Here is a 26,748-nt window from a genome sequence, read left to right as displayed (position 1 = left end):
GCATGAGTTCCGCACCAGAGAAGAAGCCCACGTTCGAGTTGTCCGACGACGAGTGGCGTACCAAGCTCACCGCAGCCGAGTACGCAGTGCTGCGCAAGGCCGGCACCGAGCGGCCGTTCGTCGGCGAGTACACCGACACCACCACCGAGGGCGTCTACAAGTGCCGCGCCTGTGACGCCGAACTGTTCCGCAGCACCGAGAAGTTCGAGTCCCACTGCGGGTGGCCGTCCTTCTTCGATCCCAAGGACACCGACGCCGTGATCCTGAAGGTCGACCGGTCGATGGGCATGAAGCGCACCGAGGTCCTGTGCAGCAACTGCCACAGTCACCTCGGCCATGTCTTCGAGGGCGAGGGCTACCCCACCCCGACCGATCAGCGGTACTGCATCAACTCGATCTCGCTCACGCTGGAGCCGAAGGGCTGAGTGAGCCGTAGTACCCACACTGGGACGGGTGGTAGTCGTCGAAGGACGGCGACCACCCTTCCGTGTGTGTGGAGACCAGCATGTCGAGGTAGTACTCCCATCCCGGGCCGATGTCCACGAGGCCGTCCGTCGTCGTCAGGTGGTGCCGGAACGTCAACGTGGTCCCGTCTCCCGTGGTCCTGAGCGTCACGTCGAACGTCCACCCGTCGGACTCCAGTGCGAGATACCTCGGTGCGTCACACGCCAGGATCGTCAGGTCGGAGGCGGGTGCGTTCTCCTCGAACCCCATCGTCACCCGCACGGTGCTGCCGGCTCCGGGCGTTCCCTCCCAGCTGCCGTACCACCGCGCGGTGCGCTCACTGACGGTGAGACTGTCCCAGACGTCGTCGATCGGTACGTCCAGGACGCGCTCCAGCACGAGATCGACACCCGTCTCGGCGCGTTCGAGCCGGCCGGTGGGTTCCGGATGTGATGTCATCGGCGCATCGTACTGCGCTCCGCCTGCACACAGGCCGGGTCCGCAGGGCCGGATGTGGCGCCCCGACAGAGGTTCTGTGCAGAACGGCTCGCCGCCGCTAGTGTCGGCTCCATGCGTACCTTCACCTCCGCGGACGACATCGTGTCCGCCCTCGGCGAGACCATCGGCACCAGCGACTGGCTGGAGATCACGCAGGAGCGCGTGAACCAGTTCGCCGACGCCACCGGCGACCACCAGTGGATCCACGTGGATCCCGAGCGCGCCGCGAAGGAGAGCCCCTTCGGTGGGCCCGTCGCCCACGGGTACCTCACGCTGTCCCTGTTGCCGGCCCTGTCGTGGCAGACCTACACGGTCGAGAACTCCACGATGGGAGTCAACTACGGCAGCAACAAGGTTCGCTTCGTCAATCCCGTGCTCGTCGGGTCGCGCGTTCGTCTGACGGCCGTCCTCGCCGCAGCAGATCGGCTGGACGGCGGAGCGGTGCAGATGACCGTCGACTCGACCATCGAGATCGAGGGTGCGACGAAGCCCGCACTGGTCGCCCAGGTCATCAGCCGCGTCTACTTCTGACGCACGTCCCCACGATCGACGAACTCCGGCTGATCGTGCGCGCGGATCGGCGGCAGTTCGCCGGTCCACTTCTCGACGTCCACCAGGACGTGCTGGCCGGTGGACCCCTGCGCGAGCGACGACGTGCCGCGGTCGGCGGTGAGTACGTTGGGGTTGCCGTGCACGCACATCGAGCGCGGGTCCGACGGATCGAGCGGGTCGTACCAGGCGCCGGTCGACAGCTGCACCACGCGCTCGCGCAGGCGGTCGTCGACGACGAGCCCCGCGAGGCACGAGCCACGGTCGTTGAACACCCGCACCACGTCGCCGTCGCGGAGTCCGCGGGATGCGGCGTCCGCGGGATGCATCCGCATCGGCTCCCGGCCCTGGATCTTCGACGCGAGGCTCGCGGCGCCGTGATCGAGTTGGCTGTGCAACCGGGTCCGCGGTTGATTCGCGATCAGGTGCAGCGGGAACGCCTGTGCTCGTTCACCGCCCAGCCACTCGTCCGGTGCGTACCACCGTGGGTGTCCCCCGCAGTCGGCGTAGCCGAACGACTCGATGTCGGCCGAGAAGATCTCGATGCGCCCGCTCGGTGTCCGCAAGGGGGCCCGCTCGGGATCGTCGCGAAAATCGGACAGCAGCGTGAGACCGTCCTCGGTGTCCATCCGGAACGTTCCCTCGGTCCAGAACTCGTCGAACACCGGGGGCGTCACCCGTCCCGCATCGGACACGAAACGTCGCCACTGGTCGTAGAGGTGCCGCAGCCAGTCCGCGGACGAGCGCCCCTCCGTGAATTCGTACTCGACGCCGAGCTCTCGCGCGAGCAGCGCGAAGGTGTCGTAGTCGTCGCGGCTGTCGGCGAAGGGCGGGACGGCGGCCTGCATCGCCACGAGCAGCGGGTCGTTGCGGGTGCAGCTCAGGTCGTCGCGCTCGAGGGTCGTCGTCGACGGCACCACGAAGTCGGCGTGCCGTGCCATCGGTGTCCAGTACGGCTCGTGCACCACGACGGTCTCGGGGCGAGCCAACGCGGTGCGCAACCGGCCGATGTCCTGGTGGTGATGGAACGGGTTGCCGCCGGCCCAGTGCAGCAGCCGGATGTCCGGATACGTCGACGCGGTACCGTCCGCGTCGTACTGCCCACCCGGGTTCAGCAGCATGTCCGAGATCGCGGCGACCGGAATCGACGTCGACACAGCGTTGAGGCCCTGGGGCAGCGTGGGCAACGGATACGGCACGGGCGCCAGGCCAGGTTCGTTCATCGAGCCGTAGCCGTGGCCGAAGCCCGCGCCCGGCAGACCGACGCCGCCGAGCATCGCGGCGAGCGTGAGACCCATCCACGGCGCCTGCTCCCCGTGGCGGATGCGCTGCAGTGACCAGGTGACGGTGACCAGCGTGGTGGCGCGAGCCATGCGCCGCGCCAGGGCGGTGATGTCCGACGCCGGGACGCCCGTCAGACTCTGCGCCCAGTCCGGCGACTTCGGGACGCCGTCCGTCACGCCGAGCAGGTAGCGCTCGAAGACGTCGTACCCGGTGGTGTACCGCTGCAGGAACGCGGTGTCGTGCAACCCCTCCGCGGCGAGCACGTGCGCCAACCCCAGCATGAGGGCGACGTCCGACCCGGGTACGGGCGCGATCCACTCCGCCGCCCCGTCGGTGTCGTCACGCAGCGGTGAGATCGAGACGATCCGGCCGCCGCGGGCACGGAGGCGGTGCAGCGCGTCACGTGTCGGATGATCGCTGGTGCCACCGTGATTGACCGATGTGTTCTTCAGAGGAACCCCGCCGAAGGCGACCAGCAGATCGGTGTGCTCGGCGATCACGTCCCACGAGGTGGAGCGGGAGAACATCTTCCAGTGCGTCCCCATGACCCGTGGCATGATCGTGCCCGTGGCGCCGAGGGAGTAGCTGCCCACCGACCGCGTGTATCCACCCAGGGTGTTCAGGAACCGGTGAACCTGACTCTGCGCGTGGTGGAACCGGCCCGCGCTGCCCCACCCGTAGGACCCGCCGAAGACGGCCTCGTTGCCGTGCTCGCGCACGACTCGACGGAGCTCACCGGCGAGCAGGGGGAGGAACTCGTCCCACTCCATCTCGACGAACGCGTCGGCGCCACGCACGGTGGACGGTCCGGGGCCGTTCTCGAGCCAGCCCCGACGCACCGCCGGTCGACGGATGCGCGAGCGATGGGTCACCGACCCGGGAACGTTGCCCAGGATCGGGGACGGATCGGCGTCGCCCGTCGGCGGACGGACCGCGACCACGTCCCGGCCGTCCGTGTCGGCGGTGTACATGCCGAAGTGGGCCATGTGCTGCACCCCACGGCGCGCGGACGTCACGGCGCCCTACGCGAGCGCGAGACCGTGCGCCGCCACGGCGTCGAGCAGCGCCGACGGTCGTTCGGACGTCGGCAGTGGATCGAGCAGCGCGAAGGACATACCGAGTGCCCGCGCTCCGCCGTCGGCCTCCTCGCTGTCGCCGACCATCAGGCACGAGGCGGGGTCGACGCCCATAGCGTCCACGGCGGAACGGAAGATCGCGGCATCGGGTTTGACGGCGCCCACCTCGAACGACAGTGCGTAGTGCGCGACGGTGTCGTGCACGCCGAGCAGATCGAACGCCGCGCGCAGGTCGAACGCGATGTTGCTGACCACCGCCACGGGAACGCCGCGGTCGGCGAGGCCGTGCAGCACTCGCGCCGTGTCGGGGTACGGCGTCCACGAGGACGGGTCGATCACCTTGTCGTACAACGCCTCGGCGTGCTCGACGCGGTGGACCCCCGACGCCTTCAGCACTGCCAGGTAGGCGGCCCGGTGCATCGCGGGGTCGAGATCGCGAGCCTCCCAGGCCCGGTGGCCGTCGTCGTCCAGGGTGACCACCGACCCGACGGGCTGGGTCATGCGGCGCATCAACTCGGCCTGGAGATGACCGTCGATCTGCTCGTCGTCGCCGACGCGCAGATCGGTGAACCAGCTCTCGTCCTCCTCGAGACGGAACAGCGTGCCGGAGAAGTCGAAGAGCACCGCGGCCGGCGTGGTCACGGAAGTGACTCGACGAGCGCCTCGACCGTCACCCGGGGTCCGCTGAAGAACGGAACTTCCTCCCGCACATGACGTCTGGCCTCGGTCGCACGCAGATCACGCATCAGGTCGACGATGCGGTCCAGCGTCGGAGCCTCGAACGCGAGAATCCACTCGTAGTCGCCCAGGGCGAACGACGGGACGGTGTTGGCGCGCACGTCCTTGTAGCCGCGTGCCGCCTTGCCGTGGTCGGCGAGCATCGTGCGACGCTCCGCGTCGGGCAGCAGGTACCAGTCGAGCGAGCGGACGAACGGGTACACGCAGATGTAGGCGCCCGGCTCCTCGCCGGCGATGAACGCCGGGACGTGCGACTTGTTGAACTCCGCGGGGCGGTGCAACGCGGCGTTGCTCCAGAACGCGTCGCACGCGCGGCCGAGAGCCGTGGACCGACGGAAGCGCGCGTACGCCGCCTGCAGGTCCTCGATCTTCTCCGCGTGCCACCAGATCATGAAGTCGGCGTCGGCGCGCAGTCCGGCCACGTCGTAGATCCCGCGCACCACGACGTCGGTCTCGTCGAGACCGTCGAAGAACGCGCGGGCCTCGGCGAGCACCGCCTCCCGATCCTCACCGAGGGCGCCCGGCCGAGCCGTGAACACCGAGTGCATCGAGTAGCGCAACGTGGAATTGAGTGCTTCGAAATCGAGACGTGCCATGACACCCATCGTGCCACCCGGCCGTCCCGATCGGGCCGTCAGGCCAGCGCCTCCGCCAGCCGGGCCGCCGCCGCGGATGCCGTCGCGACGCACGCGGGAACTCCGACGCCGTGCAGGTACGCGCCCGCGAGTTCGAGTCGGCGCACCGCCGAGGCGGCGTCCTCGACGCGGGCCACGAGGTCGGTGTGGCCGGGGCGGTACTGCGGCAGTCCGCCGTGCCAGCGTTGTACGAACGTCGTCGTCGGCTCCTCGTCCACACCGAGCACCTCACGCAGATCCGTGCGGGCCGCCGACACCAGGTCGGCGTCGGGCCGGTCGACGATGTCCGCGTCCCCGAAGCGTCCGAAGGAGACCCGCACCAGCTGGCCACCGCGCTCGGCGAGATGCGGCCACTTGCGGCTCGACAGCGTGAAAGCTTTGGCGCGCAACGGGACACCGGAGGAATCGAGCTCCCCCGTGGCGACCAGGACACCCGAGTTCTGCGGTAGTCCCCCGTCCTCGAACCCGAGGGCCACTACCGCCGACGAGGCGAGTTCCACGTCCCCGAGTTCCCGCGCGAGTGCCGGCGCCGTGTCGAGCAGCATCGAGACCGTCTGCGGTGCGGGCGCGGCGAGGACGACGCCGTCCACCACCCCGACGCCGTCGACGTGCCACACGCCGCGGTCGTCGGACGTCACGCGCCGCACGTCCGCGGCGACGAGTTCGGCACCGGAAGCGGCGAGCAGCGCGTCGAGAAGCACGCCGTAGCCACCGCGCAGTCCGCCGAACACCGGTCCCGGCGCCGGCGTCGGGCGGGCGCGCTCGACGGCGTCCACCAGCGAGGGGGCACCGGCGTCGAGGGCCGCGGCGAGCGTCGGCACCGCGGCCCGGATGCTCGTGGAGACAGCGAGTCCGGAGTAGACGCCGCCCAGCAGTGGGTCGACGCTTCGCGCGGTCACCTGGGGGCCGAACCGCTCGGACACCAGGTCACCAACCGACGCGTCGTCGCCGGGTGTCCACCGCAGTGGCCGGTCGCGGTCTGTGTCGATGCGGCGGCACGTGGCGTCGTCGACCAGGGACCGCACCGACTCGGACGTGGCCGGGATGCCCATCAACGTCCCGGTCGGCAGTCCGTGCAGCATGCCCCCAGAACGCAGGAGCGGGCGGGCGGCGGGCGACGGCCGCACGAGCTGATCGGCGAGTCCGAGCTCGTCGAGCAGAGCGGGAACCTCGGGACGACGCGCGATGAACGCCTCGGCACCGACGTCGACCGGGCCACCCGCGAGGTCCACCGACCGGAGTTTGCCCCCGATGCGCGGCGCCTTCTCGACCAGCACGATCCGCGCGGCGGGTCCCAGCGACTGCCGCAGCCGGTACGCGGCCACCAGTCCACTGATGCCCGCTCCGACGACGGCGACCGAGGTCACAGCGAGTGCACCAGCTCCACCACCGACGTCACCACGTCGGGATCGGTGGCGGGCAGGACCCCGTGGCCCAGGTTGAAGATGTGCCCGGTGGCGCCGGCCGCGAGTGCGGCGTCCGCTTCGCCCACGATGCGGGTGACCTCGCGGCGCACCGCGTCGGGGCCCGCGAACAACACGGCGGGATCGAGATTGCCCTGCAGAGCCTTGCCCGGACCAACCCGACGAGCGGCGACGTCGAGCGGGATCCGCCAGTCGACACCGACGACGTCCGCGCCCGCCTCACCCATCGCACCGAGCAGCTCGCCCGTCCCGACGCCGAAGTGGATGCGCGGCACCCCGGCCGACGCCATGGCCTCGAACACTCGGCTCGAGTGCGGGAACACGAACTCGCGGTACTCGGCGAGGGACAACGCCCCGGCCCACGAGTCGAAGAGCTGGACCGCGTCGACGCCGGCATCGGCCTGCGCGGTGAGGAAGGCGATGGTCATGTCGGCCAGCGACGAGAGCAACGCGTGCCACGTCTGCGGATCCGAGTGCATGAGCGCCTTGGTGCGCTCGTGGTTACGACTCGGACCGCCTTCGACCAGGTAGGACGCCAGCGTGAACGGTGCGCCCGCGAAGCCGATGAGGGGCACGTCCTTCAACTCGGCCAGGAGCAGGGAGATGGCCTTCGCGACCGGCTCGATCTGCTCCGACTGCAGGACCGGCAACGACTGCACGTCGGCCACGGACCGCACCGGGTTCGCCACGACGGGACCGGTGCCGGCCACGATCTCGAGGTCGACGCCGGCCGCCTTGAGCGGCACGACGATGTCGGAGAACAGGATCGCCGCGTCGACCCCGTGCCGCCGGACCGGCTGCATCGTGATCTCGCAGACCATCTCGGGGTCGAAGCACGAGGCGAGCATGGAGGTGCCCTCCCGCAGCTTGCGGTACTCGGGCAGCGACCGACCTGCCTGACGCATGAACCACACGGGCCGACGCGACGGCGTCCGTCCCGTCGCGGCCGCGAGGAAGGGAGCTTCGGGCAGGCTTCGACGCGGGCCGACGGCGTCAGGGGTGGTGTTCATCGGCGTCCATGCTGCCAGAGACGCACACCTGCCCGGCGCGCCTCCTCCGCTGGGCCGACGGTCGCGGCTAACGTCCGCACACGTGACCACGTCCGAGAGCGCCTCGCAGCCTGCGCCCTTCCGCGCCGCCATCGACGCGATGCACCGGGCGACGGTCCACCCGAACATCGAGGTCGGGCCGATCCGGCCTCCGCAGCGCCTGGCACCGTTCAGTTACGCACTGGGGGCCGAGGTGCGCCACTCCGAGACGGAGTCGGTGCCCGAGCAGAGCGAGGGTGACGCTTTCGGGCGCCTCATCCTGTTGTACGACCCGGACGGCGACGAGGCGTGGAACGGCACCATGCGCCTGGTCGCCTACATCCAGGCCGACGTCGATGCGTCGCTCGCGTCGGATCCGCTGCTGCCCGAGGTGGCGTGGAGTTGGCTGGTCGACGCGTTCGAGGCGCGGTCCGAGCCGCTGACGGCGCTGGGCGGCACGGTCACCTCGACGAGTTCGGTGCGGTACGGGGACATCGCCGGCCCGCCGCGTGCCCACCAACTCGAGCTGCGGGCATCGTGGACCGCGCTCAGCGAGGAACTGTCGGTGCACGTGGAGGCGTTCGGTGAGGTTCTCGCCTACGCCGCGGGCCTGCCCCCGGCGGGCATCACGGCGCTGGGTGCACGCGCCGACTCGGGCAGCTCCGACGCCTGATCGTCGGACAGCCTAGAGTTCGAACAATGCCCGACACGCCCGACTCGACTCCTGCCTTCTCCGGCGACACCGCCGTCGAGCCGGAGGCGACTCCCCTTCTCGCTCCACGCGAGGGGGTCCCGCCGTTGACGGACACGGCGGACGCGGTGCGAGCGGCCGCGGAGCTGCTGGCGTCGGGAACCGGACCGTTGGCCGTCGACGCGGAACGCGCATCGGGTTTCCGATACTCGGCTCGCGCGTATCTGCTGCAGTTCCGTCGCCGGGGTGCGGGCACCGTCCTGCTCGATCCGATTCCGGTGGTCCGCGACGGTGGTGTCGAGGCGCTCGCCGGCTTCGCCGCCGTCGTGAACGACATGGAGTGGGTACTGCACTCCGCCGATCAGGATCTGCCGGGGCTCGCCGAGCTCGGCATGACGCCCGCGTCGCTGTACGACACGGAGCTGGCGGGCCGACTCGCCGGCTTCGACCGTGTCGGTCTGGCGGCCATCGTCGAACGGACGTTGGGCCTGTCGCTGCAGAAGGGTCACGGTGCGGCGGACTGGTCCACCCGACCGTTGCCCGACACCTGGCTCAACTACGCGGCACTCGATGTCGAGGTGCTCGTCGAGTTGCGTGACGCCATGGCCGAGGAGCTCGAGAGCCAGGGCAAGACCGACTGGGCCGCACAGGAATTCGAGTACATCCGCACCGCACCCCCGGCGCCTCCCAAGCCCGACCGCTGGCGCCGCACCTCCGGTATCCACACCATCAAGAACGCACGGACACTCGCCGTCGTCCGCGCTCTGTGGACCGCCCGCGACGATCTCGCGCGCCGCCGCGACATCGCGCCGAGCCGCGTCCTGCCGGACTCCGCGATCGTCGCCGCCGCGCAGAGGAACCCCGCCACGGTGTCCGAGCTGAACGCGTTGCCCGTATTCGGCGGACCTCGTCAGCGTCGCCAGGCGCGTGTGTGGATGGACGCGATCGAGCACGCACGCGCACTTGCCGACGACGCGCTGCCCCCGGTGACCCAGCCCTTCGTCGGGCCTCCGCCGGTCAGTCGGTGGGCGCGGCGCGATCCGGAGGCCGCCGGGCGTCTGTCCGCCGTCCGCGACGCGCTGGCCGCCCTGTCCGCGGAGGTCGCCGTTCCGGTCGAGAACCTGCTGACTCCCGATCTCGTCCGTCGCATCTGCTGGGACCATCCTGCTCTCGTCGCGGAGTACGGGACGGACGAGGACGTGCTCGTCGACCGCCATCTCGCGGCGCACGGGTCGCGGCCCTGGCAGCGCGAGGTGGCGGGTCCCGCCGTGGCAGCGGGCCTGCGGACCGCCGCGGAGTCGACGACGGCCGAAGTTACCGACGAGTAGGCACGGGTTAGAGTGGGCGCGCGAGCCGGGCGTCCGGCTCGTTCCAGCGCCTGCCGGAAGGAACCATGTCTTCTCCGAAATCCGCTCCCGCTCGATCCGCGTCCAGTCGTGGCGTCGCGTTCGTCGACGGTGTTCGTACGCCGTTCGGCAAGGCCGGCCCCAAGGGTATGTACGCGGACACCCGAGCGGACGACCTCGTGGTCAAAGCCATCCGTGAACTTCTCCGCCGCAACCCCGAGCTGCCACCCGAGCGCGTCGACGAGGTCGGCATCGCCGCCACGACGCAGACCGGTGACCAGGGCCTGACCATCGGCCGCACGTCGGCACTGCTCGCCGGGCTCCCCCGCAGCGTGCCCGGCTTCGCCGTCGACCGGATGTGTGCGGGCGCGATGACCGCGGTGACCACCACCGCGTCGGGCATCGGCTTCGGACAATACGACGTGGTCATCGCCGGCGGCGTCGAGCACATGGGCCGGCACCCGATGGGCGAGGGCGTCGACCCGAACCCGCGCTTCCTGGCCGACAAGCTCGTCGATCCCAGCGCGCTCGTCATGGGCAACACGGCCGAGAACCTGCACGACCGCTACCCGTCCATCACCAAGGACCGCACGGACGCCTACGCCGTCGCGAGCCAGGAGAAGTACGACGCGGCGAAGAAGGCCGGACTCATCGGCGAGACGCTCGTTCCCGTTGCGACCAAGTCCGCCGCCGGGTGGGGCCTCGCCACCGAGGACGAGCCGCCGCGCCCCGGCACGACCCTGGACGATCTGGCGAAGCTCAAGACTCCGTTCCGGCCCGCCGGACGCGTCACCGCCGGCAACGCCGCCGGACTCAACGACGGTGCGACAGCGGCGATCCTGGCCGGCGAGGACACCGCCGCGGAACTCGGCCTGAAGGTCGGGATGCGCATGGTGGGCTTCTCGTTCGCCGGCGTCGATCCGGCCGTGATGGGCATCGGTCCCGTCCCCGCCACCGAGAAGCTGCTCGGACGCACCGGCCTGTCCATCGAGGACATCGGCCTCTTCGAGATCAACGAGGCCTTCGCCATCCAGGTCCTCGCGTTCACCGAGCACTTCGGTATCGCCGACGACGACGCCCGGATCAACCAGTGGGGCGGCGCCATCGCCTGCGGCCATCCCCTCGCGTCCTCGGGCGTTCGACTGATGACCCAGCTCAGCCGGCAGTTCGCCACTCGCCCCGATGTCCGCTACGGCCTCACCACCATGTGCATCGGCCTCGGCATGGGCGGCAGCGTCATCTGGGAAAATCCCGCCTACGACGGAAGCAAGTGATTGCCATGACTTCTGCCTTCTCCGATGAAGTGGTGACCCACGCGTTCACCAGGATCGTCACCGTGCCCGGCCTCGACGGCCCGGTCGCCATCGTCACGCTCGACAACGGCTTCGACCACACCAAGCCGTCCACCTTCGGACCCGCCGGACTCACCGAGCTCGATGCGGCACTGGACGCGGCCTACGCGGCGAATCCGGTGGCCGTCGCGGTGACCGGGAAACCGTTCGTCTTCGCCGTCGGCGCAGACCTGAACGGCGTGCCGAACATCTCCGACCGGGCGGTCGCCCTGGAGATCGGCACGCTGGGACACAAGGTGTTCCGACGTCTTCGCGAGTCGACGGTTCCGACGTTCGCGTTCGTGAACGGCGCCGCTCTGGGCGGTGGACTCGAGATCGCGCTGCACTGCCACTACCGCACCGTCGCGGACAACGCTGCGGCTCTGGGGCTCCCGGAGACATTCCTGGGTCTGGTTCCCGGCTGGGGCGGAACTCAGTTGCTGCCCAACCTGATCGGGCCGGCCAATGCCGTCACCGTGGTGATCGAGAACGCACTCAACCAGAACCGGATGCTCAAGCCTGCGGACGCGCTGAAGCTCGGGATCGCCGACGAAGTCTTCGGCGGCGCCGATTTCCTCGAGCAGTCCCTGCTGTGGGCCGCGAAGGTCGTCTCCGGGGACGTCACCCCCGCCCGCCCCGAGATCGACCGCGGCCAGGGCTGGGACGACGCGATCGCGCGCGCGAAGGCCATCGTGTCCGGCAAGACGGGAGACCACGCACCGGGACCGGTGCGCGCCGTGCAGCTGCTGGAGCTGGCCAAGTCGACCGACATCACCGACTCCGCGTCGCTCGACGCCGCCTTCGCTGCCGAGGACGAGGCGTTGGCCGACCTTCTCATGGCCGACGAACTGCGGGCCGGGCTCTACGCATTCGACCTCGTGCAGAAGCGTGCCAAGCGGCCTGCCGGAGCGCCCGACAAGTCGCTGGCTCGGAAGGTCACCGGCGTCGGCATCGTGGGCGCCGGCCTCATGGCCAGCCAGCTCGCCCTGCTGTTCGTACGTCAGTTGAAGGTGCCGGTGATCCTCACCGACATCGACCAGGAGCGCATCGACAAGGGCGTCGGGTACGTCCACGCCGAGATCGACAAGCTGCAGGGCAAGAAGCGACTCTCCCCCGACGCGGCGAACCGTCTCAAGGCGTTGGTGTCCGGATCGCTCGACAAGTCCGCTTTCGCGACGACCGACTGGGTCATCGAGGCCGTCTTCGAGAACCTCGACGTCAAGAAGAAGGTGTTCGCCGAGCTCGAGGAGTTCGTGTCCCCCGAGACGATCCTCGCGACGAACACGTCGTCGTTGTCGATCACCCGAATGGCGGCGGAGCTGAAGCACCCCGAGCGGGTCGTCGGATTCCACTTCTTCAACCCCGTGGCCGTTCTTCCGCTGTTGGAGATCGTCCGCGGCGACAAGACCGACGACGCCACGCTGGCAACGGCATTCGCGACGGCCAAGTCTCTGCGCAAGTCCGCGGTCCTGATCGCCGACAAGCCCGGCTTCGTCTTCAACCGCTTGCTCACCCGCGCCCTCGGCGAGGTCATGAACGCGATCGACGAGGGCACGCCCTTCGACGTCGCGGACAACGCCATCAGCGAGCTCGGCATGCCGATGAGCCCGCTCACGCTGCTCTCGCTCGTCGGCCCCGCCGTCGCACTGCACACCGGCGAGACCATGGCCGAGTATTACCCGGAGCGGTTCCACGACTCCCCCGGCCTGCAGGCGATGGTCGCGAACAAGAAGTCCGCGGTGTGGACCTACGGCGCCGACGGAGCCAAGACCGTCGACCCCGAGATCGCCGATCTGTGGCCGCAGGGCGACTCACCGTCGACGGCCGAGCAGGTGCTCGATCGCACCCGCCGCGCCTTCGCGGAGGAGATCGACATCATGCTGCAGGAGGGCGTCGTCGCAGCCGCCCAGGACATCGACCTCTGCCTGATCCTCGGCGGCGGATTCGGGTTCTGGAACGGCGGCATCGTGCCGTACCTCGATCGCACGGGCACCTCCGAGGCCGTCACCGGTCACCGGTTCCTCGACAAGGGTGTCGCGAGCGTCTGATCGGGCTGCGCCCTCGTGCGCCCTTTGCGCATCCCTGGATACGCGAAGGGCGCACGGGGCCGGAGGCCATACATAGGTTAGGCTAACCATGTGAAACGCTCTCGCCTTCTCCCCGCCGTCGCGGCCACTGCCGCGCTCGCCCTCGTCGCCGGATGTTCGTCCGATGCCGACTCCGACGCGCCCGCCGCCGCGTCGGGTGGCGCGTTCCCCGTCACCATCGATCACGCCTTCGGTTCGACCACCATCGACGCCGCACCGGAACGCATCGTCACGATGGGCTGGAACGCACAGGACATCCTCGGCGCCCTCGACATCACGCCCGTCGGCCAGCCGAAGTACACCTACGGTGCCGACGAGAACGGCGTGATGCCGTGGGCGCAGGAGTTCTACGACGCGGACGCCACCACCCTGTACGAGGATCCGGCTGCGGGTGAGCCCGACGTCGAGGCCCTCGCGACCCTGGCGCCCGACCTGGTGCTCGCGCCCTACGAGGGTTTCCCGCAGTCGTATTACGACACGTTGTCCGCTGTCTCGCCCGTCGTCGCCTACCCCGGTGAGGCCTGGCAGACGACGTGGCAGGACCAGACCACGATGATCGGTGAGGCAGTCGGGAAGCCCACGGAGGCACAGGCTCTGATCGACGGTATGGGCCGGCGGCTCGCCTCGGAAGCCGAGGCCAATCCGGAGTTCGCCGGCAAGACCGTCGCGGTGGTGAACCTGGACACGGACGCCGGTCAGGCGAACGTCTACATGCCGTCCGATCCTCGCGTGCAGGTTCTCAACGAGATGGGCTTCGTCAACGCCCCCGGCGTCGTGGCACTCGACGAGGCCGACTCAGCGGACACCTTCTTCTCCACCGTGTCTCTGGAGAACGTGCAGAGCTTCGACGCCGACGTGATCGTCGCGTTCACTCCGGAGGGCTTCGACCTCGCCTCGGTCCCGGCTGTGGCGACGCTGCCCGCGGTCGCCTCCGGATCCGCGGTCGCGCTCAGTGACGAGCAGGTCATCGCCGGTCTGAGCAACGTCAACCCGGTGAGCACCCCGTGGGTACTCGACCGGATCCTCCCGCAGTTGAAGGACGCCGCCACCAAGGCGACGTAGCGACCGTCAGATGTCGCCGGGCCGGTGTGCGATCCATCCGCGCACCCGGCCGGCGATGTCCGACGGGGTGAGGCCGATGTCGGCGTGAATCCGATCCCGCGAGCTGTGATCCAGGAACTGCTGCGGCACACCGAGATCCCGACAGGGAACATCGACGCCGCCGGCGCGCAGGGCGGCGGACACGGATGCACCGATACCGCCGTGCAGACCGCTGTCCTCGAGCGTGACCACCAGACGGAAGTCCGCGGCGAGCTTGACGAGCGAGTCCGGAACGGGCAGCACCCACCGGGGATCGACGACCGTGGCCGAGACACCGTCCGCGGCGAGCTCTCTCGCCGTGTCCAGTGCCAGCGACGCGAACGGCCCGACAGCGACGAGGAGCACGTCCGACTCCCCCTCGGACTCGTGCAGCACGTCGACGGAGTCGTCCAGACGCCGCACCGCCTCGATGTCGTCGGGGATGGCGCCCTTGGGGAAGCGCAGCGCGGTGGGTCCGTCGGACACTGCGAGCGCCTCGGCGAGTTCCTCGCGCAGTGTCGCTCCGTCGCGGGGGGCCGCGACGCGCATGTTCGGCACGATGCCGAGCAACGACATGTCCCACATGCCGTTGTGACTGGCGCCGTCCGATCCGGTGACCCCGGCGCGATCGAGCACCAGGGTGACCGGCAGGTTCAGTAGTGCCACGTCCATCAATAGCTGATCGAACGCCCGATTGAGGAACGTCGAGTAGATCGCGACCACGGGGTGCAGACCCCCGAGTGCGAGACCGGCGGCGGACGTGAGCGCGTGCTGCTCGGCGATGCCCACGTCGAAGAAACGATCCGGGAACACCTCGCCGAAGGCGGCGAGCCCGGTGGGTCCGGCCATCGCGGCGGTGATGGCCACGACGTCCTCGCGGTCGGTTCCCAGGGCGATGAGTTGACGGGAGAATTCCGACGTCCAGTCCGGAGCCGCGACGCTGGTCGCCAGGCCGGTGAGCGGGTCGATGACGCCCGTCGAGTGCATCTGGTCGGCGACGTCGTTCTCGGCGAACGAGTAGCCCATGCCCTTGCGCGTCACGGCGTGGACGATGACCGGCCCGCCGAAGGCCTTCGCACGGCGCAGCGCCGATTCCAGAGCCGCCTGATCGTGTCCGTCGACCGGGCCGAGGTACTTGATGCCCAGATCGGTGAACATGACCTGCGGGCTGATCGCGTCCTTGAGGCCGGCCTTCATGCCGTGCAACATGGCGTACGCGGCCGACCCGACCACGGGCAGGTTCTTCACCATGTGACGGCCGGTGTCCAGCGCGCGCTCGTAGTTGGGCTGCAGGCGCAGCGTCGCGAGATGGTCGGCGAGGCCGCCGATGGTCGGCGAGTAGGAGCGACCGTTGTCGTTCACGACGATCACGACGGAACGATCCTTGCCGGCCGCGATGTTGTTGAGCGCCTCCCAACACATGCCACCGGTGAGGGCGCCGTCCCCGACGACGGCGACGACGTGACGATCACCACGACCGGTCAGCTCGAAGGCCTTGGCGAGGCCGTCGGCGTAGGAGAGGGATGCCGACGCATGCGAGGACTCGACCCAGTCGTGCTCGCTCTCGCTGCGGGACGGGTAGCCGGACAGGCCACCCTCCTTGCGCAGGGAGTCGAAGCGGTCCGCGCGACCGGTGACCATCTTGTGCACGTACGCCTGGTGGCCGGTGTCGAAGATCACCGGGTCACGAGGGGAGTCGAACACGCGGTGGATCGCCAGAGTCAACTCGACGACACCGAGATTGGGTCCGAGGTGGCCACCCGTGGCAGACACCTTCTCGACCAGGAACCGACGGATCTCGTCCGCCAGTTCGGCCAGCTCCACCGGGCCGAGGGCACGCAGGTCGCTGGGCTCGTGCACGCCGTCCAGAACACCCAACGAAATCGCTCCCCTCCGAAGATTGCCTTGTCGTCCGTCGTGCCGTGGGGCACTCGGACAGGCCAGTTCGGACAAGTCTACGTGGACGCGGATCGGCGGGTTACCGTACGAGCGCCGAGCCGCGGCCCAGAATCGAGAGAGTGGTGACGATGACCGACGTCGTGCAGGAGATTCTGGAGGAGGTCCACGCACTGTGTGTGGCGGACACCTCCGGTGGCGTCGCCGATTACATCCCCGAACTGGCGGCCGCGAACCCCGATCGCTTCGGTATCTGCCTGACGACGGCCGACGGCCACGTGTACCAGGTGGGCGACACGGACGTGCCGTTCACGATCCAGTCGGTGTCCAAACCGTTCACCTACGCCCTGGCTCTCACCGATCGCGGCGAGTCCGCGGTGGCCCGCAAGATCGACGTGGAGCCGTCCGGTGAGCCGTTCAACGAGATCAGCCTCGACCCCGTCACCGAGCGCCCGCGCAACCCGATGATCAACGCGGGCGCCATCACCTCCGCGTCGCTGGTGCGGGGCGCGACGCCCGACGAGCAGTTCGAACGGATCCGGGCCTCGTTCTCGCGGTACGCGGGACGCGAACTCGCCATGAACGCCGCCGTGCACGCCTCCGAATCGCGCACCGGCCATCGCAACCGCGCCATCGGCCACATGCTGCGCTCCTTCGGCATCGTCGAGGGGGATCCGGACGCGATGGTGGATCTGTACTTCCGTCAGTGCTCCCTGGACATCACGTGCCGCGACATCGGCGTCATGGCGGCGACCCTCGCCAACAACGGCCTCAATCCGTGCACCGATGTCCGAGCCCTCGAACCGGTGCTCGTCGAGCGTGTGTTGAGCGTCATGACCACCTGCGGTATGTACGACGGAGCCGGCGACTGGGTCAACCGCGTCGGGCTCCCTGCCAAGAGTGGTGTCGCCGGTGCGGTGCTCGCGGTCCTGCCCGGCCAGCTCGGCATCTCGGTGTTCTCCCCCAGACTCGACACTCACGGCAACAGCGTGCGCGGGGTCAAGGCGTGCCGCGAACTGTCGTCGCGCCTCGAACTGCACTTCCTCCACGTCGGCCGGGCCGCGCGCAGCGCTGTGCGTGCCGAGTACACCGTCGCCGACTCCCCCTCACGTCGGCGGCGCAACGCCGCCGAGCAGGAGACGCTCGCCGCCCGGGGACGCCGAGTGCGCGTCTTCGAACTGCACGGCGATCTGCTGTTCTCCGCCGCGGAGAGCGTCGTGCGCGCGGTGTCCACGGCCGTCGACCACGGCGCCGACGACGGCAGCGCCCTCGACGGCGTGATCCTGGACATGCGTCGAGTCGACGAGGTGAGCGACGTCGCCCGCTCGATGCTGGACACGCTCGCCGCCGGGCTCCGCCGACAGGGCTGCGCCGCCGTCCTGGTCGATCCACGAGCTGCGATGGCGCACACCGTGTCGTCCCTGTCCGAACACGACGGCAGCGGCCGGGTGTTCGACGATCTGGACTCCGCGCTGCGCTGGGGCGAGGACACCGTTCTCGACCGATGGTGCGGCGGCGCACGGCAACCCACGGAGGTCACGGTCGATCAGCACCCGATCATCACCGCGTTGGACGAGGCGTTCCGCGACGCGGTCACCTGCCGCACGACGGACGGGCAGTACCGCGCGGGCACCGTCATCGCCGAGGTGGGTGACGTGTCACTGGGTCTGGTGATGGTGCTGTCCGGCCGCGTCGCGGTGGACTTCATCGGCGCGGACGGCCGTGCCCGCGCCGTGTCGACGCTGTCTGCCGGCATGAGTTTCGGTGAGATGCCGTTGGTCCGTCGCTCGCGCTTCGGGCTCCGCATCACCGCGGTGAAGGACACCACGGTCGCGATCCTCGGCCCGAAGGATTTCGACGCGCTGACCGAGAGCAACCCCCATGCGAAGACAGCCTTGCTGGAGGTGCTTCTCGATCGTGCGTACGAGCAGGCCGAGTCGATCGTCGCCGCATTGCGCCGTTCCGGAGTCGTCTGAGACGCCGGCTGCGCTCAGGCGTCCAGCGTGACCGCGGCGATCGGCGTGGTGGTGGGTGCGTCCGAACCGCTCTCGGGTTCGACCGTCACCGCCCACGTGGTCGCATCGCTCAACCCCGTCACCACGTGCTCGCGAGCGGGCGTGGCGGCATCGGCAGGAACGAGACCGGCCGGGCGAGGCGCGGGATCCTCTCCGATGAGCCACATCTCGAACACCTTGCCGTCGCCGGGCTCGGCGAGTCCGTCGAGCGTGACCACGGCGGCGTCCTGCGAGCGCGACCAGCGCACGGTGGCGGTACCGCCGCCCTCGACCTCGACGGTGCTGGTCCTGATGTCGCCGGCGGCGAGCACCTGGGATGTGGGCGACGACGGTGCGTCCCCCAGTTGCTGCGTGACGACGGCGCCGCCCACTCCGACGATCACCACCGCGGCCGCCGCAGCCGCGAGAACGCGCAGACGCGTGCGTCGACGGTCGTCGAGCGACACCACCGGCGCCACCGGGGCGTCGTCGATCGGATCGGCGAGTGGCTGGGAATCGCCCTGCGGAGTGCTCTCCACCGCGGCGAGGATGCTCGCGCGCAACGACGATGGTGGTTCCGCTGCCGTGGTCGACGCGCTGAGCGCCATCGTCTCGTCCACCGAATCGACGATGCTCTCGAACCACGACCGCGTCGCCGCGTCCGACTGTGCGAGCCTGCGTTCGATGTCCGCCCTCTCGGCGGGATCGATCGCGTCCAGTGCGTAGGCGTAGGCGTCGTCCACCACGCTGTCGTTCATCTCGTTCACGTCCTGCATCGCACTCTGCCCCGACACGTCATCGGATGCGGACGTGTCGTCATGGCGGCGATGGCGACCTTCTCCGTCACTCACCGGTCTCCACCCCCAGACAATTCTTCAACTTGATCAGACCGTCCCGGATCCGGGACTTCACGGTGGGAACGGCCACGCCCAGGCGCTCGGCCACTTCCCGATAGGTCAACCCGCTGTAGTACGCCATCCGTACCGACTCGCGCTGCGTCTCCGTCAGGGTGTCCAGGCATCGAACGACCGACTCCGACTCCAGGGTCTGGGTGACCGATTCGAGAACCTCGTCGTGCGCGGGACTGTGCGTCGAGGAGCCGTAGAGCGCCTCGCGGTCCGTGCCGGACTGCTCCGACCGGACGCGGTCGACGGCGCGGCGATGAGCCAGCGTCATCATCCAGGCGAGTGGGGACCCCTGCGCGGGATCGTATCGATCGGCGGTCTTCCAGATCTGGAGGAACACCTCCTGCGCGGTCTCCTCGCTGAAACCGGGGTCGCGCAACACGCGCAGAACCATGCCGAACACCCGAGACGAGGTCGCGTCGTACAGATCGGCGAATGCCCGGCGGTCACCGGTGGCGACACGGGCGAGCAGCGCCCGCAGTTCGTCGGCCTCCGCGACACGTCGACGCTTGAGGTCGGGATCGGGGACGGGGCACGACGGGTCGGCGGCGTCCTCCTGAGCGCGTCGGTGCCGAGGCTCGCCGGCACTCGGGTCGGCAGCGCTCGTTCCTCCGGCACTCACAGGCCCCCACCTCGCTGCGAGACGTTCATCGTCGAGTTCATCGACCATGAGACTAGTGGCCATCGTCGTCATATCCTCACCCCCTCGGCGATCGAGCTCCTACGCGTCGTGTCCTGGCGCCCACGCCACCGCGTCCTGACGCCCACGCCACCGGGCAATGGCGCCCACGCCACGGCGCGAACATCGTGCAGGAATCATTCGTCACCGGGGCGTGAGTGGATCGGTGACCGCCGTCTTCGGCGAAAAACCCGTTGCGGACCTGCGGTGACTGCGCGACGCTCGTCGCACCGGATCGGACGATCCGGACATACCGATGAGATCGCGGCGGATCAGGAGTCAGCACTCACATGACGACACATGACGGGAAGGCCGGAGGCCGGCCGCCGACGGACGGGAAGGCCGGAGGCCGGCCGCCGACGGACGGGAAGGCCGGAGGCCGGCCGCTGGGGATCGGGAAGGCCGGAGGCCGGCCGCTTGCAGACGGGAAGGCCGGAGGCCGGCCGCCGACGGACGGGAAGGCCGGAGGCCTGGCGATCGAGGCGGTCGGTCTGGTGAAGAGGTTCGGGGACACGGTGGCGGTGGACGGTGTGGATCTCGCTGTCCCGCGGGGCGGGGTCTACGGGGTGCTGGGGCCGAACGGGGCCGGCAAGACCACGACGATGCGCATGTTGGCGACGCTGACCGGCATCGACGGCGGGTCGGCCCGCGTGCTCGGCCACGACGTGGCGACGGAGTCCGACGCGGTGCGGTCGACGGTGGCGCTCACGGGCCAGTTCGCCTCGCTGGACGAGGACCTGACGGGAGTGGAGAACCTGGTGCTCCTCTCGCGGCTGTACGGGTTCTCGCGCCCGGCGTCGCGGGAGCGTGCCGATCTGCTGCTGGGCGTCTTCGATCTGGTGGAGGCAGGTGGCAAGCAGGTCAAGGCGTACTCCGGAGGCATGCGGCGCCGTCTCGACATCGCGGCGAGTCTGGTGGTGACACCGGAGCTGATGTTCCTGGACGAGCCGACCACGGGTCTCGATCCCCGAAGCCGCAACCAGGTGTGGGAGATCGTGCGCTCCCTGGTCGCCGGCGGCACGACGGTCCTGCTCACCACGCAGTACCTCGACGAGGCCGATCAGCTTGCCGACCGGGTGGCCGTCATCGACCGGGGCCGCGTGATCGCCGAGGGCACCACCGGTCAGCTCAAGGCGTCGGTCGGCTCGGGGTCACTGCACGTCCGCGTCGCGGAACAGTCGCGCCGCGACGACGCCGCCGACGTCCTGCGCGCGACCCTGCACACCGACGTGACTCTCGAGTCCGATCCCTTCGCCGTCACAGCGCTGGTCGACGACACCGCGCTGGTGGCCCGCGCACTCGCGACGCTGTCGGACGACGGCATCGGCGTCACCACCTACGCCCTCGGGCAACCCAGCCTGGACGAGGTGTTCCTGGCACTGACCGGACGAACGACAGAACTGGAGGCGTCCTGAGAATGACCACCACCAACTCCCCCACTGCCGCGACCGGCACCGCGCAGCCGACCATTGCCGAGTTGCTCCGTGACTCCGGTCCCCGTCCCGATCGACCGTCGTCGATGTCGGCTGCGCTCTCGTTCGGGTGGCGGGCACTGCTGAAGATCAAGCACGTCCCCGAGCAACTGTTCGACGTGACCATGTTCCCGGTGATGTTCACGCTCATGTTCACGTTCCTGTTCGGCGGCGCGCTGGCGGGGTCGACCAGTGCCTACATCCAGTTCCTGCTGCCGGGCATCCTGGTGCAGACCGTCGTCATGATCACCATGTACACCGGTCTGACCTTGAACAAGGACATCGAGAAGGGCGTCTTCGATCGATTCCGGTCGCTGCCGATCTGGCGGCCCGCGCCCTTGGTCGGCGCCCTGCTCGGAGACGTGGTCCGCTACACCCTCGCCTCGACGATCGTGCTCGTCCTGGGTCTGGCGCTCGGTTTCCGGCCGGCGGGCGGCGTGCTCGGCGTGCTGGCATCGGTGGCGCTGCTGCTGGCGTTCTCGTTCTGCGTCTCGTGGGTGTGGACGATGTTCGCGCTGATGCTGCGCAGCGAGACCGCGGTGATGAGCGTGTCCATGCTCGTGCTGTTCCCGCTGACCTTCGCCAGCAACATCTTCGTCGACCCGACGACGATGCCCGGGTGGCTGCAGGCGTTCGTGTCGGTCAATCCGGTGTCGCATCTGGTGACGACGCTGCGCGGCTTCGCCGACGGCGTGCTCGAGACCGACGCGCTCATGTGGACCGGCATCTGGTCCGTCGGACTGCTGGCGGTGTTCGGACCGATCACGATGCGCCTGTACAACGCCAAGTGACGCGTCAGTCCCGGACGAACGATCCGATGCACTCGACGTGGCTTGTCATCGGGAAGGCGTCGAACGCACGGAGATTCTCCAGGCGGTAGCCGTGCGAGAGGTAGAGCCCCGCGTCCCGCGCGAAGGACGCGGGGTCGCACCCGATGTGGACGACGCGATTCGGGTGCGCACCGGCGACCGCCGCGATCACCTGTCTGCCGGCGCCGGATCGTGGCGGGTCGAGGACGACGACGGACGGCTGCGGCGGCAAGGATCCGATCGTGCGCTCGACGGGCGCCGCCTGCATCGACAGCTGCGGCAGGTCCGTCACCGCCGCGCGCCCGTCCACCACTGCCCGGTGAGAGAACTCCACCGCGGCGACGGTGCCGCCCGGTCCGACCGCCTCGGCGACGACGGACGCGAAGGTTCCCGCTCCGGCGTACAGGTCCCAGGCCGTGTCGCCCGGCCGGGCACCGGACCACTCCCGGACCACCTCGGCATACTGCGTGGCAGCCGCCCGGTGGGCCTGCCAGAACCCCCACGAGTCCACGGTCCACTCGCGCGTCCCGACGCGTTCGACGGCCCGTCCCGAACCTTCGCGCACCCGATGCGCGCGGTCACCGGACTTCGCGGCGCGGCGCGAGGAGGCGCCGCGGCGACCGGTGTCGGCGCGCACGCGGCGGTCGACGGCAGGAGCGATCTCCACGACGTGGCGGGTGCCGTCGGAGTCGACGGCCACCGCGAGATCGGCGCCCGGCGTCCACGACCGAGCCGCCACCCCGTCGTACATCCCCGGCACCGCTTGCGGACAGGCCAGTTCGGTCACGATGTCGGCACTGCGGAGTCGGTGGAAACCGGGCCGTCCCTCGTCGTCCACACCCAACCGGATGCGCGTCCGCCAGCCGGTCTGATCACCGAGCGACTCCACCTCGACGGTGCGATCGATGCCCCCGACGCGGCTCAGCTGCTCGGCGACCACGGCCGCCTTGATCTCGCGTCCCGCTTCGGCAGTCGCATGGGAGAAGTCGCAGCATCCCGACCCACCGGGGCCGGAGATGGGACACAGCGGCGCGATGCGGTCGGGCGAGGCCTCCAGGATGTCGACGGCGTCCGCGCGGCAGAAGGACTTGCCGGTGTCCTCGGTGACCATCGCGTTCACCAGTTCGCCGGGAAGGCTGTGCCGGACGAACATGACGCGTCCCTCGTGCCGTGCGACGCAGAAGCCCCCGTGTCCCGGCTTGCCCACGCGAACCTCGACGACGGTGCCGAGCCACGAGTCGGTCATCGTTCGGACCGCCGTTCGGCCGAGGTGGGTTCGTACCCACGACGGGACGAGCCCGGCGCGTTCTCGAGGCTCTCTCGCTTCGCACGCTCGGACGAGTTGAGCTGCCAGGGCACGCTGGTGACCATGACGCCGGGCTGGAAGAGCAGGCGGCTCTTCAGTCGCAACGCACTCTGGTTGTGCAGTACCTGCTCCCACCAGTGGCCCACCACGTACTCAGGGATGAACACGGTGACGACGTCGCGCGGTGAGTCCCGCTTCACCCGGCGCACGTAGTCGAGCACGGGCTTCGTGATCTCGCGGTACGGCGACTCGACCACCTTGAGCGGGACGCTGAGGTCGCTCTTCTCCCACTCGCGCACCAGGGTGCGCGTGTCCGCCTCGTCGACGTTGACCGTGATCGCCTCGAGGGTGTCCGGCCTGGTCGCACGGGCGTAGGCGAGGGCGCGCAGCGTCGGGCTGTGCAGCTTGGACACGAGCACGATGGAGTGCGTGCGGCTGGGCAGCACACCGTCCCACTCGACGTCGGCGAGCTCGGTGGCCACCGAGTCGTAGTGCTTGCGGATCAGTTTCATCAGTCCGAAGATCGCGAGCATCGCGATGATCGCGATCCAGGCGCCCGCGAGGAACTTGGTCAGCAGGACGATCACCAGGACGGCGCCCGTCATGGCCAGGCCGATGCCGTTGACGACACGCGAGCGCATCATCGACCGGCGCTGCGCGGGGTCGGTCTCGGTCCGCAACAACCGCGTCCAGTGCCGCACCATGCCGGTCTGACTGAGCGTGAACGAGACGAACACACCGACGATGTAGAGCTGGATCAGCTTGGTCACCTCGGCGCCGAACATGACGACGAAGAAGATGGCCGCGGCAGAGAGGAACAGGATGCCGTTGCTGAACGCGAGCCGATCGCCTCGGGTGTGGAACTGGCGGGGCAGGAAGCGGTCCTGAGCCAGGATCGACCCGAGTACGGGGAACCCGTTGAAGGCGGTGTTGGCGGCCAGCACCAGGATCAGCGCCGTCACGATGGTGATGAAGTAGAAGCCGGGTGTGAAGTGCCGGAAGACGGCTTCGGCCAACTGCGCGATGAGCGTCTTCTGCTGGTAGTTCTCGGGAGCCCCGATGAGCTGAGTCGCGGGGTCCGCCGCGTACTTCACCCCGATCTTCTCCGCCAGCAGGATGATGCCGAGCAGCAGCGTGATGCCGATGGAGCCGAGCAGCAGGAGTGTCGTGGCGGCGTTGCGCGACTTCGGCTTGCGGAAGGCGGGCACGCCGTTGGAGATGGCCTCGACACCCGTCAGCGCCGCACACCCGGACGAGAACGCCCGCGCCAACAGGAACGCGAACGCGATGCCGTAGAGGTGACTGTCCTCCGCCTGCAGGTCGAAGTCCGACGACTCGGCCGACACGTCGTCACCGAGGACGTACACCTGCACCAGGCCCCACACGAGCATGACGACCATGCCCACCATGAAGGCGTAGGTGGGAATCGCGAACGCGGTGCCGGACTCGCGGACACCGCGCAGGTTGATGGAGGTGATGAGCACGATGGCGGCGACCGCGAACAGCACCTTGTGCTCCGCGACGAACGGCAGGGCGGACCCGATGTTGGAGGCGGCGGCCGAGATGGACACCGCGACCGTGAGCACGTAGTCCACGAGGAGGGCACTGCCGACGGTCAGACCCGCGGTCGGCCCGAGGTTGGTGGTGGCCACCTCGTAGTCGCCGCCGCCGGACGGGTAGGCGTGCACGTTCTGCCGGTAGCTCGCCACGACCACCGCCATGACGACGGCGACGGCGAGTCCGACCCAGATGGAGAACGAGTAGGCCGAGATACCGGCGACCGACAGCACCAGGAAGATCTCTTCGGGCGCGTAGGCGACGGACGACATGGCATCGGACGCGAACACCGGGAGGGCGATGCGTTTGGGCAGGAGCGTGTGTCCGAGCGTGTCGCTACGGAACGGCCTACCCAGCAGCAGCCTCTTGGTGGCCGTCGAAAGCTTGGACACATCGCAGAGCGTAGGCCGTACCGGGCTCGACCGTGGTGCAGGGTGACCGATAGCGTTGCGCGAAGTCCCTCCCGGCAACGATCACCTGGGCACCGTCCTCTCGACTCCCGAACGGAGCGTCTGTTGTACGTAGTCGTCATGGGGTGTGGCCGCGTCGGCTCCGCCCTCGCGGGTGCACTCACCCGCATCGGCCACGAGGTCGCGGTCATCGACCGCGATCCCACCGCGTTCCACCGACTCGGCCCGAACTTCACCGGACGCCAGGTGATCGGTATGGGGTTCGACCGCGACGTGCTCGTCGAGGCTGGTATCGAGAGGGCCGATGCGCTGGCCGCGGTGTCCTCCGGTGACAACTCCAACATCATCTCCGCGCGCGTCGCCCGCGAGACGTTCGGCGTCGAGCGCGTCGTCGCGCGTATCTACGACGCCAAACGCGCGGCGGTGTACGAACGGCTCGGCATCCCCACGGTGGCCACGGTGCCGTGGACGACGGATCGATTCCTGCACACGCTGATCCACGACAACGAGCTCACCAAGTGGCGCGATCCGTCGGGCAGCGTCGCGGTGGCCCGCCTCGACATCGGCGAGGGATGGGTGGGCAAGGGCGTGACCGCTCTCGAGAGTGCGACCAAGTCCCGAGTGGCCTTCATCATCCGCTTCGGTGCCGGACTCCTGCCCGACCGCAAGACCGTGATCCAGGCCGACGACGAGGTGTGGATCGCGGCGGTCGACGGCATGGTCGCCGAGGCCGTGGCGCTCGCGAGCAACCCTCCGCCGGAAGACTGACGGCTCCTGCCACATCTCGTGTCCGTCCCCGCACCAGAACTGTCACCGAAGGATCCGTCATGAGAGTCGCCATCGCCGGAGCGGGAGCCGTGGGCCGTTCGATCGCCCGCGAGCTCCTCAGGTCCGACCATCACGTCCTGTTGATCGAGCGCAAGGCCGACCACGTCGACCCGGCGTCGGTGGAGTCGGCCGAGTGGATCCACGCGGACGCCTGTGAGCTCGCCACCCTGGAGGGCGCCGGCATCGAGTCGTACGACGTGGTCATCGCCGCGACGGGCGACGACAAGGCCAACCTGGTCCTGAGCCTGCTGGCGAAGACCGAGTTCGGCGTCGACCGGGTGGTGGCCCGCGTCAACGACCCGCGCAACGAGTGGCTGTTCGACGCGTCGTGGGGCGTCGACGTCGCCGTGTCGACACCGCGCATGCTGGCCTCGCTGGTCGAGGAGGCGGTCTCGGTGGGAGATCTGGTGCGCTTGATGACGTTGCGCCAGGGAAAGGCCAACCTCGTGGAGATCACGCTGCCGGCCAACACACCGCTGGCGGGCAAGCCGGTGCGGCGCATCACGCTTCCTCGCGACGTCGCGCTGGTCACCATCCTGCGCGGTGGCCGCGTCATCGTCCCGGAGAAGGACGACCCCCTCGAGGGCGGCGACGAGTTGCTGTTCGTCACCACCGTCGACGTCGAGGACGAGCTCCGAGAGGTGCTGGGACTCTCCCAGCGTTGACGGTCAGGACCGGCTG

Annotated in this window: 23 protein-coding genes; 12 read left to right on the top strand and 11 right to left on the bottom strand. The window is 69.3% G+C overall.

The window, feature by feature from the left end; all coding sequences use genetic code 11:
• Positions 1-2 precede the first annotated feature (2 nt).
• On the top strand, positions 3-425 hold the full coding sequence (msrB, locus tag HQ325_RS20655; RefSeq protein WP_027505209.1) for a peptide-methionine (R)-S-oxide reductase MsrB: 423 nt from the start codon (positions 3-5) through the stop codon (positions 423-425).
• On the opposite strand, the gene HQ325_RS20650 is transcribed toward msrB, so the two are convergent.
• The gene (locus HQ325_RS20650; protein WP_222632154.1) at positions 403-903 is read right to left on the bottom strand and encodes an SRPBCC family protein; all 501 of its coding nucleotides are present in this window, start codon (positions 901-903) and stop codon (positions 403-405) included. The two genes, msrB and HQ325_RS20650, sit on opposite strands and share 23 nt — an antisense overlap.
• Positions 904-1,014: 111 nt before the next feature.
• Here HQ325_RS20650 and HQ325_RS20645 point away from each other — a divergent pair, with 111 nt between their 5' ends.
• Positions 1,015-1,473 (top strand): MaoC family dehydratase, encoded by a 459-nt coding sequence (locus HQ325_RS20645; RefSeq protein ID WP_056444801.1) that lies wholly within the window; start codon positions 1,015-1,017, stop codon positions 1,471-1,473.
• On the opposite strand, the gene HQ325_RS20640 is transcribed toward HQ325_RS20645, so the two are convergent.
• From HQ325_RS20640 to hemE, 5 genes are read right to left on the bottom strand one after another with little or no spacing between them, the layout of a single operon-like run.
• Entirely contained in the window at positions 1,464-3,761 is a 2,298-nt protein-coding gene (locus HQ325_RS20640; RefSeq protein WP_222632152.1) for a molybdopterin-dependent oxidoreductase, read from the bottom strand. The genes HQ325_RS20645 and HQ325_RS20640 overlap by 10 nt on opposite strands.
• A gap of 36 nt (positions 3,762-3,797) precedes the next feature.
• Positions 3,798-4,493, bottom strand: a complete 696-nt coding sequence (locus tag HQ325_RS20635) for an HAD family hydrolase (RefSeq protein WP_222632150.1) — start codon at positions 4,491-4,493, stop codon at positions 3,798-3,800.
• Positions 4,490-5,185: a hydrogen peroxide-dependent heme synthase gene (gene hemQ, locus HQ325_RS20630; protein ID WP_027505205.1), complete on the bottom strand. Its 696-nt coding sequence runs from the start codon at positions 5,183-5,185 to the stop codon at positions 4,490-4,492. The genes HQ325_RS20635 and hemQ overlap by 4 nt, the downstream gene beginning before the upstream one ends.
• A 38-nt stretch (positions 5,186-5,223) precedes the next feature.
• Positions 5,224-6,591, bottom strand: coding sequence for a protoporphyrinogen oxidase (locus HQ325_RS20625; protein ID WP_222632148.1), 1,368 nt, complete (start codon positions 6,589-6,591; stop codon positions 5,224-5,226).
• Positions 6,588-7,658, bottom strand: coding sequence for a uroporphyrinogen decarboxylase (gene hemE / locus HQ325_RS20620; protein WP_222632146.1), 1,071 nt, complete (start codon positions 7,656-7,658; stop codon positions 6,588-6,590). The genes HQ325_RS20625 and hemE overlap by 4 nt, the downstream gene beginning before the upstream one ends.
• A gap of 82 nt (positions 7,659-7,740) precedes the next feature.
• Here hemE and HQ325_RS20615 point away from each other — a divergent pair, with 82 nt between their 5' ends.
• From HQ325_RS20615 to HQ325_RS20595, 5 genes are all read left to right on the top strand, one after another.
• The gene (locus HQ325_RS20615) at positions 7,741-8,349 is read left to right on the top strand and encodes a DUF3000 domain-containing protein (RefSeq protein ID WP_222632144.1); all 609 of its coding nucleotides are present in this window, start codon (positions 7,741-7,743) and stop codon (positions 8,347-8,349) included.
• A 26-nt stretch (positions 8,350-8,375) separates the two neighbouring features.
• Positions 8,376-9,695 (top strand): ribonuclease D, encoded by a 1,320-nt coding sequence (locus HQ325_RS20610; RefSeq protein ID WP_222632143.1) that lies wholly within the window; start codon positions 8,376-8,378, stop codon positions 9,693-9,695.
• 65 nt (positions 9,696-9,760) lie between these two features.
• On the top strand, positions 9,761-10,987 hold the full coding sequence (locus HQ325_RS20605; RefSeq protein ID WP_027505200.1) for a thiolase family protein: 1,227 nt from the start codon (positions 9,761-9,763) through the stop codon (positions 10,985-10,987).
• A gap of 5 nt (positions 10,988-10,992) precedes the next feature.
• Positions 10,993-13,092, top strand: a complete 2,100-nt coding sequence (locus HQ325_RS20600; protein ID WP_261778572.1) for a 3-hydroxyacyl-CoA dehydrogenase NAD-binding domain-containing protein — start codon at positions 10,993-10,995, stop codon at positions 13,090-13,092.
• A gap of 90 nt (positions 13,093-13,182) precedes the next feature.
• Entirely contained in the window at positions 13,183-14,193 is a 1,011-nt protein-coding gene (locus HQ325_RS20595; protein WP_222632141.1) for an iron-siderophore ABC transporter substrate-binding protein, read from the top strand.
• A gap of 6 nt (positions 14,194-14,199) precedes the next feature.
• Here the strand turns inward: HQ325_RS20595 and dxs are convergent, their stop codons facing one another.
• Positions 14,200-16,089 (bottom strand): 1-deoxy-D-xylulose-5-phosphate synthase, encoded by a 1,890-nt coding sequence (gene dxs, locus HQ325_RS20590; RefSeq protein WP_222632140.1) that lies wholly within the window; start codon positions 16,087-16,089, stop codon positions 14,200-14,202.
• 149 nt (positions 16,090-16,238) lie between these two features.
• Here dxs and glsA point away from each other — a divergent pair, with 149 nt between their 5' ends.
• A complete protein-coding gene (gene glsA / locus HQ325_RS20585) occupies positions 16,239-18,083 on the top strand; it encodes a glutaminase A (protein WP_222632139.1) in 1,845 nt (614 codons plus the stop codon).
• A 14-nt stretch (positions 18,084-18,097) separates the two neighbouring features.
• Here glsA and HQ325_RS20580 read toward each other — a convergent pair whose 3' ends face one another.
• Positions 18,098-18,877 carry an anti-sigma factor domain-containing protein gene (locus tag HQ325_RS20580; protein ID WP_222632138.1) on the bottom strand — a complete coding sequence of 260 codons (780 nt, stop codon included), beginning with the start codon at positions 18,875-18,877 and terminating at the stop codon, positions 18,098-18,100.
• 67 nt (positions 18,878-18,944) lie between these two features.
• Positions 18,945-19,628, bottom strand: a complete 684-nt coding sequence (locus tag HQ325_RS20575) for a sigma-70 family RNA polymerase sigma factor (protein WP_308014625.1) — start codon at positions 19,626-19,628, stop codon at positions 18,945-18,947.
• A 347-nt stretch (positions 19,629-19,975) separates the two neighbouring features.
• Between HQ325_RS20575 and HQ325_RS20570 the strand changes: the two genes are divergently transcribed.
• Both HQ325_RS20570 and HQ325_RS20565 read left to right on the top strand, forming a co-directional pair.
• Positions 19,976-21,100: an ATP-binding cassette domain-containing protein gene (locus tag HQ325_RS20570; protein ID WP_261778570.1), complete on the top strand. Its 1,125-nt coding sequence runs from the start codon at positions 19,976-19,978 to the stop codon at positions 21,098-21,100.
• A gap of 2 nt (positions 21,101-21,102) precedes the next feature.
• The gene (locus tag HQ325_RS20565) at positions 21,103-21,948 is read left to right on the top strand and encodes an ABC transporter permease (protein ID WP_056444823.1); all 846 of its coding nucleotides are present in this window, start codon (positions 21,103-21,105) and stop codon (positions 21,946-21,948) included.
• A 4-nt stretch (positions 21,949-21,952) separates the two neighbouring features.
• On the opposite strand, the gene HQ325_RS20560 is transcribed toward HQ325_RS20565, so the two are convergent.
• Both HQ325_RS20560 and HQ325_RS20555 read right to left on the bottom strand, forming a co-directional pair.
• The gene (locus tag HQ325_RS20560; RefSeq protein ID WP_222632135.1) at positions 21,953-23,212 is read right to left on the bottom strand and encodes a class I SAM-dependent RNA methyltransferase; all 1,260 of its coding nucleotides are present in this window, start codon (positions 23,210-23,212) and stop codon (positions 21,953-21,955) included.
• Positions 23,209-25,221 (bottom strand): APC family permease, encoded by a 2,013-nt coding sequence (locus HQ325_RS20555; RefSeq protein WP_222632133.1) that lies wholly within the window; start codon positions 25,219-25,221, stop codon positions 23,209-23,211. Before HQ325_RS20555 ends, HQ325_RS20560 begins: the two co-directional genes overlap by 4 nt.
• 123 nt (positions 25,222-25,344) lie before the next feature.
• Between HQ325_RS20555 and HQ325_RS20550 the strand changes: the two genes are divergently transcribed.
• Complete coding sequence (locus HQ325_RS20550) at positions 25,345-26,007, top strand: TrkA family potassium uptake protein (RefSeq protein ID WP_222632130.1); 663 nt, start codon at positions 25,345-25,347, stop codon at positions 26,005-26,007.
• A gap of 59 nt (positions 26,008-26,066) precedes the next feature.
• Complete coding sequence (locus HQ325_RS20545) at positions 26,067-26,732, top strand: TrkA family potassium uptake protein (RefSeq protein ID WP_222632128.1); 666 nt, start codon at positions 26,067-26,069, stop codon at positions 26,730-26,732.
• Positions 26,733-26,748 lie beyond the last annotated feature (16 nt).

Origin of the sequence: Rhodococcus sp. BP-349 (assembly GCF_019835845.1) — a bacterium.
Classification (GTDB): domain Bacteria; phylum Actinomycetota; class Actinomycetes; order Mycobacteriales; family Mycobacteriaceae; genus Rhodococcoides.
The sequence above is the reverse complement of the archived record's forward strand: the minus strand, read 5'-3'. Positions and strand labels throughout refer to the sequence as shown.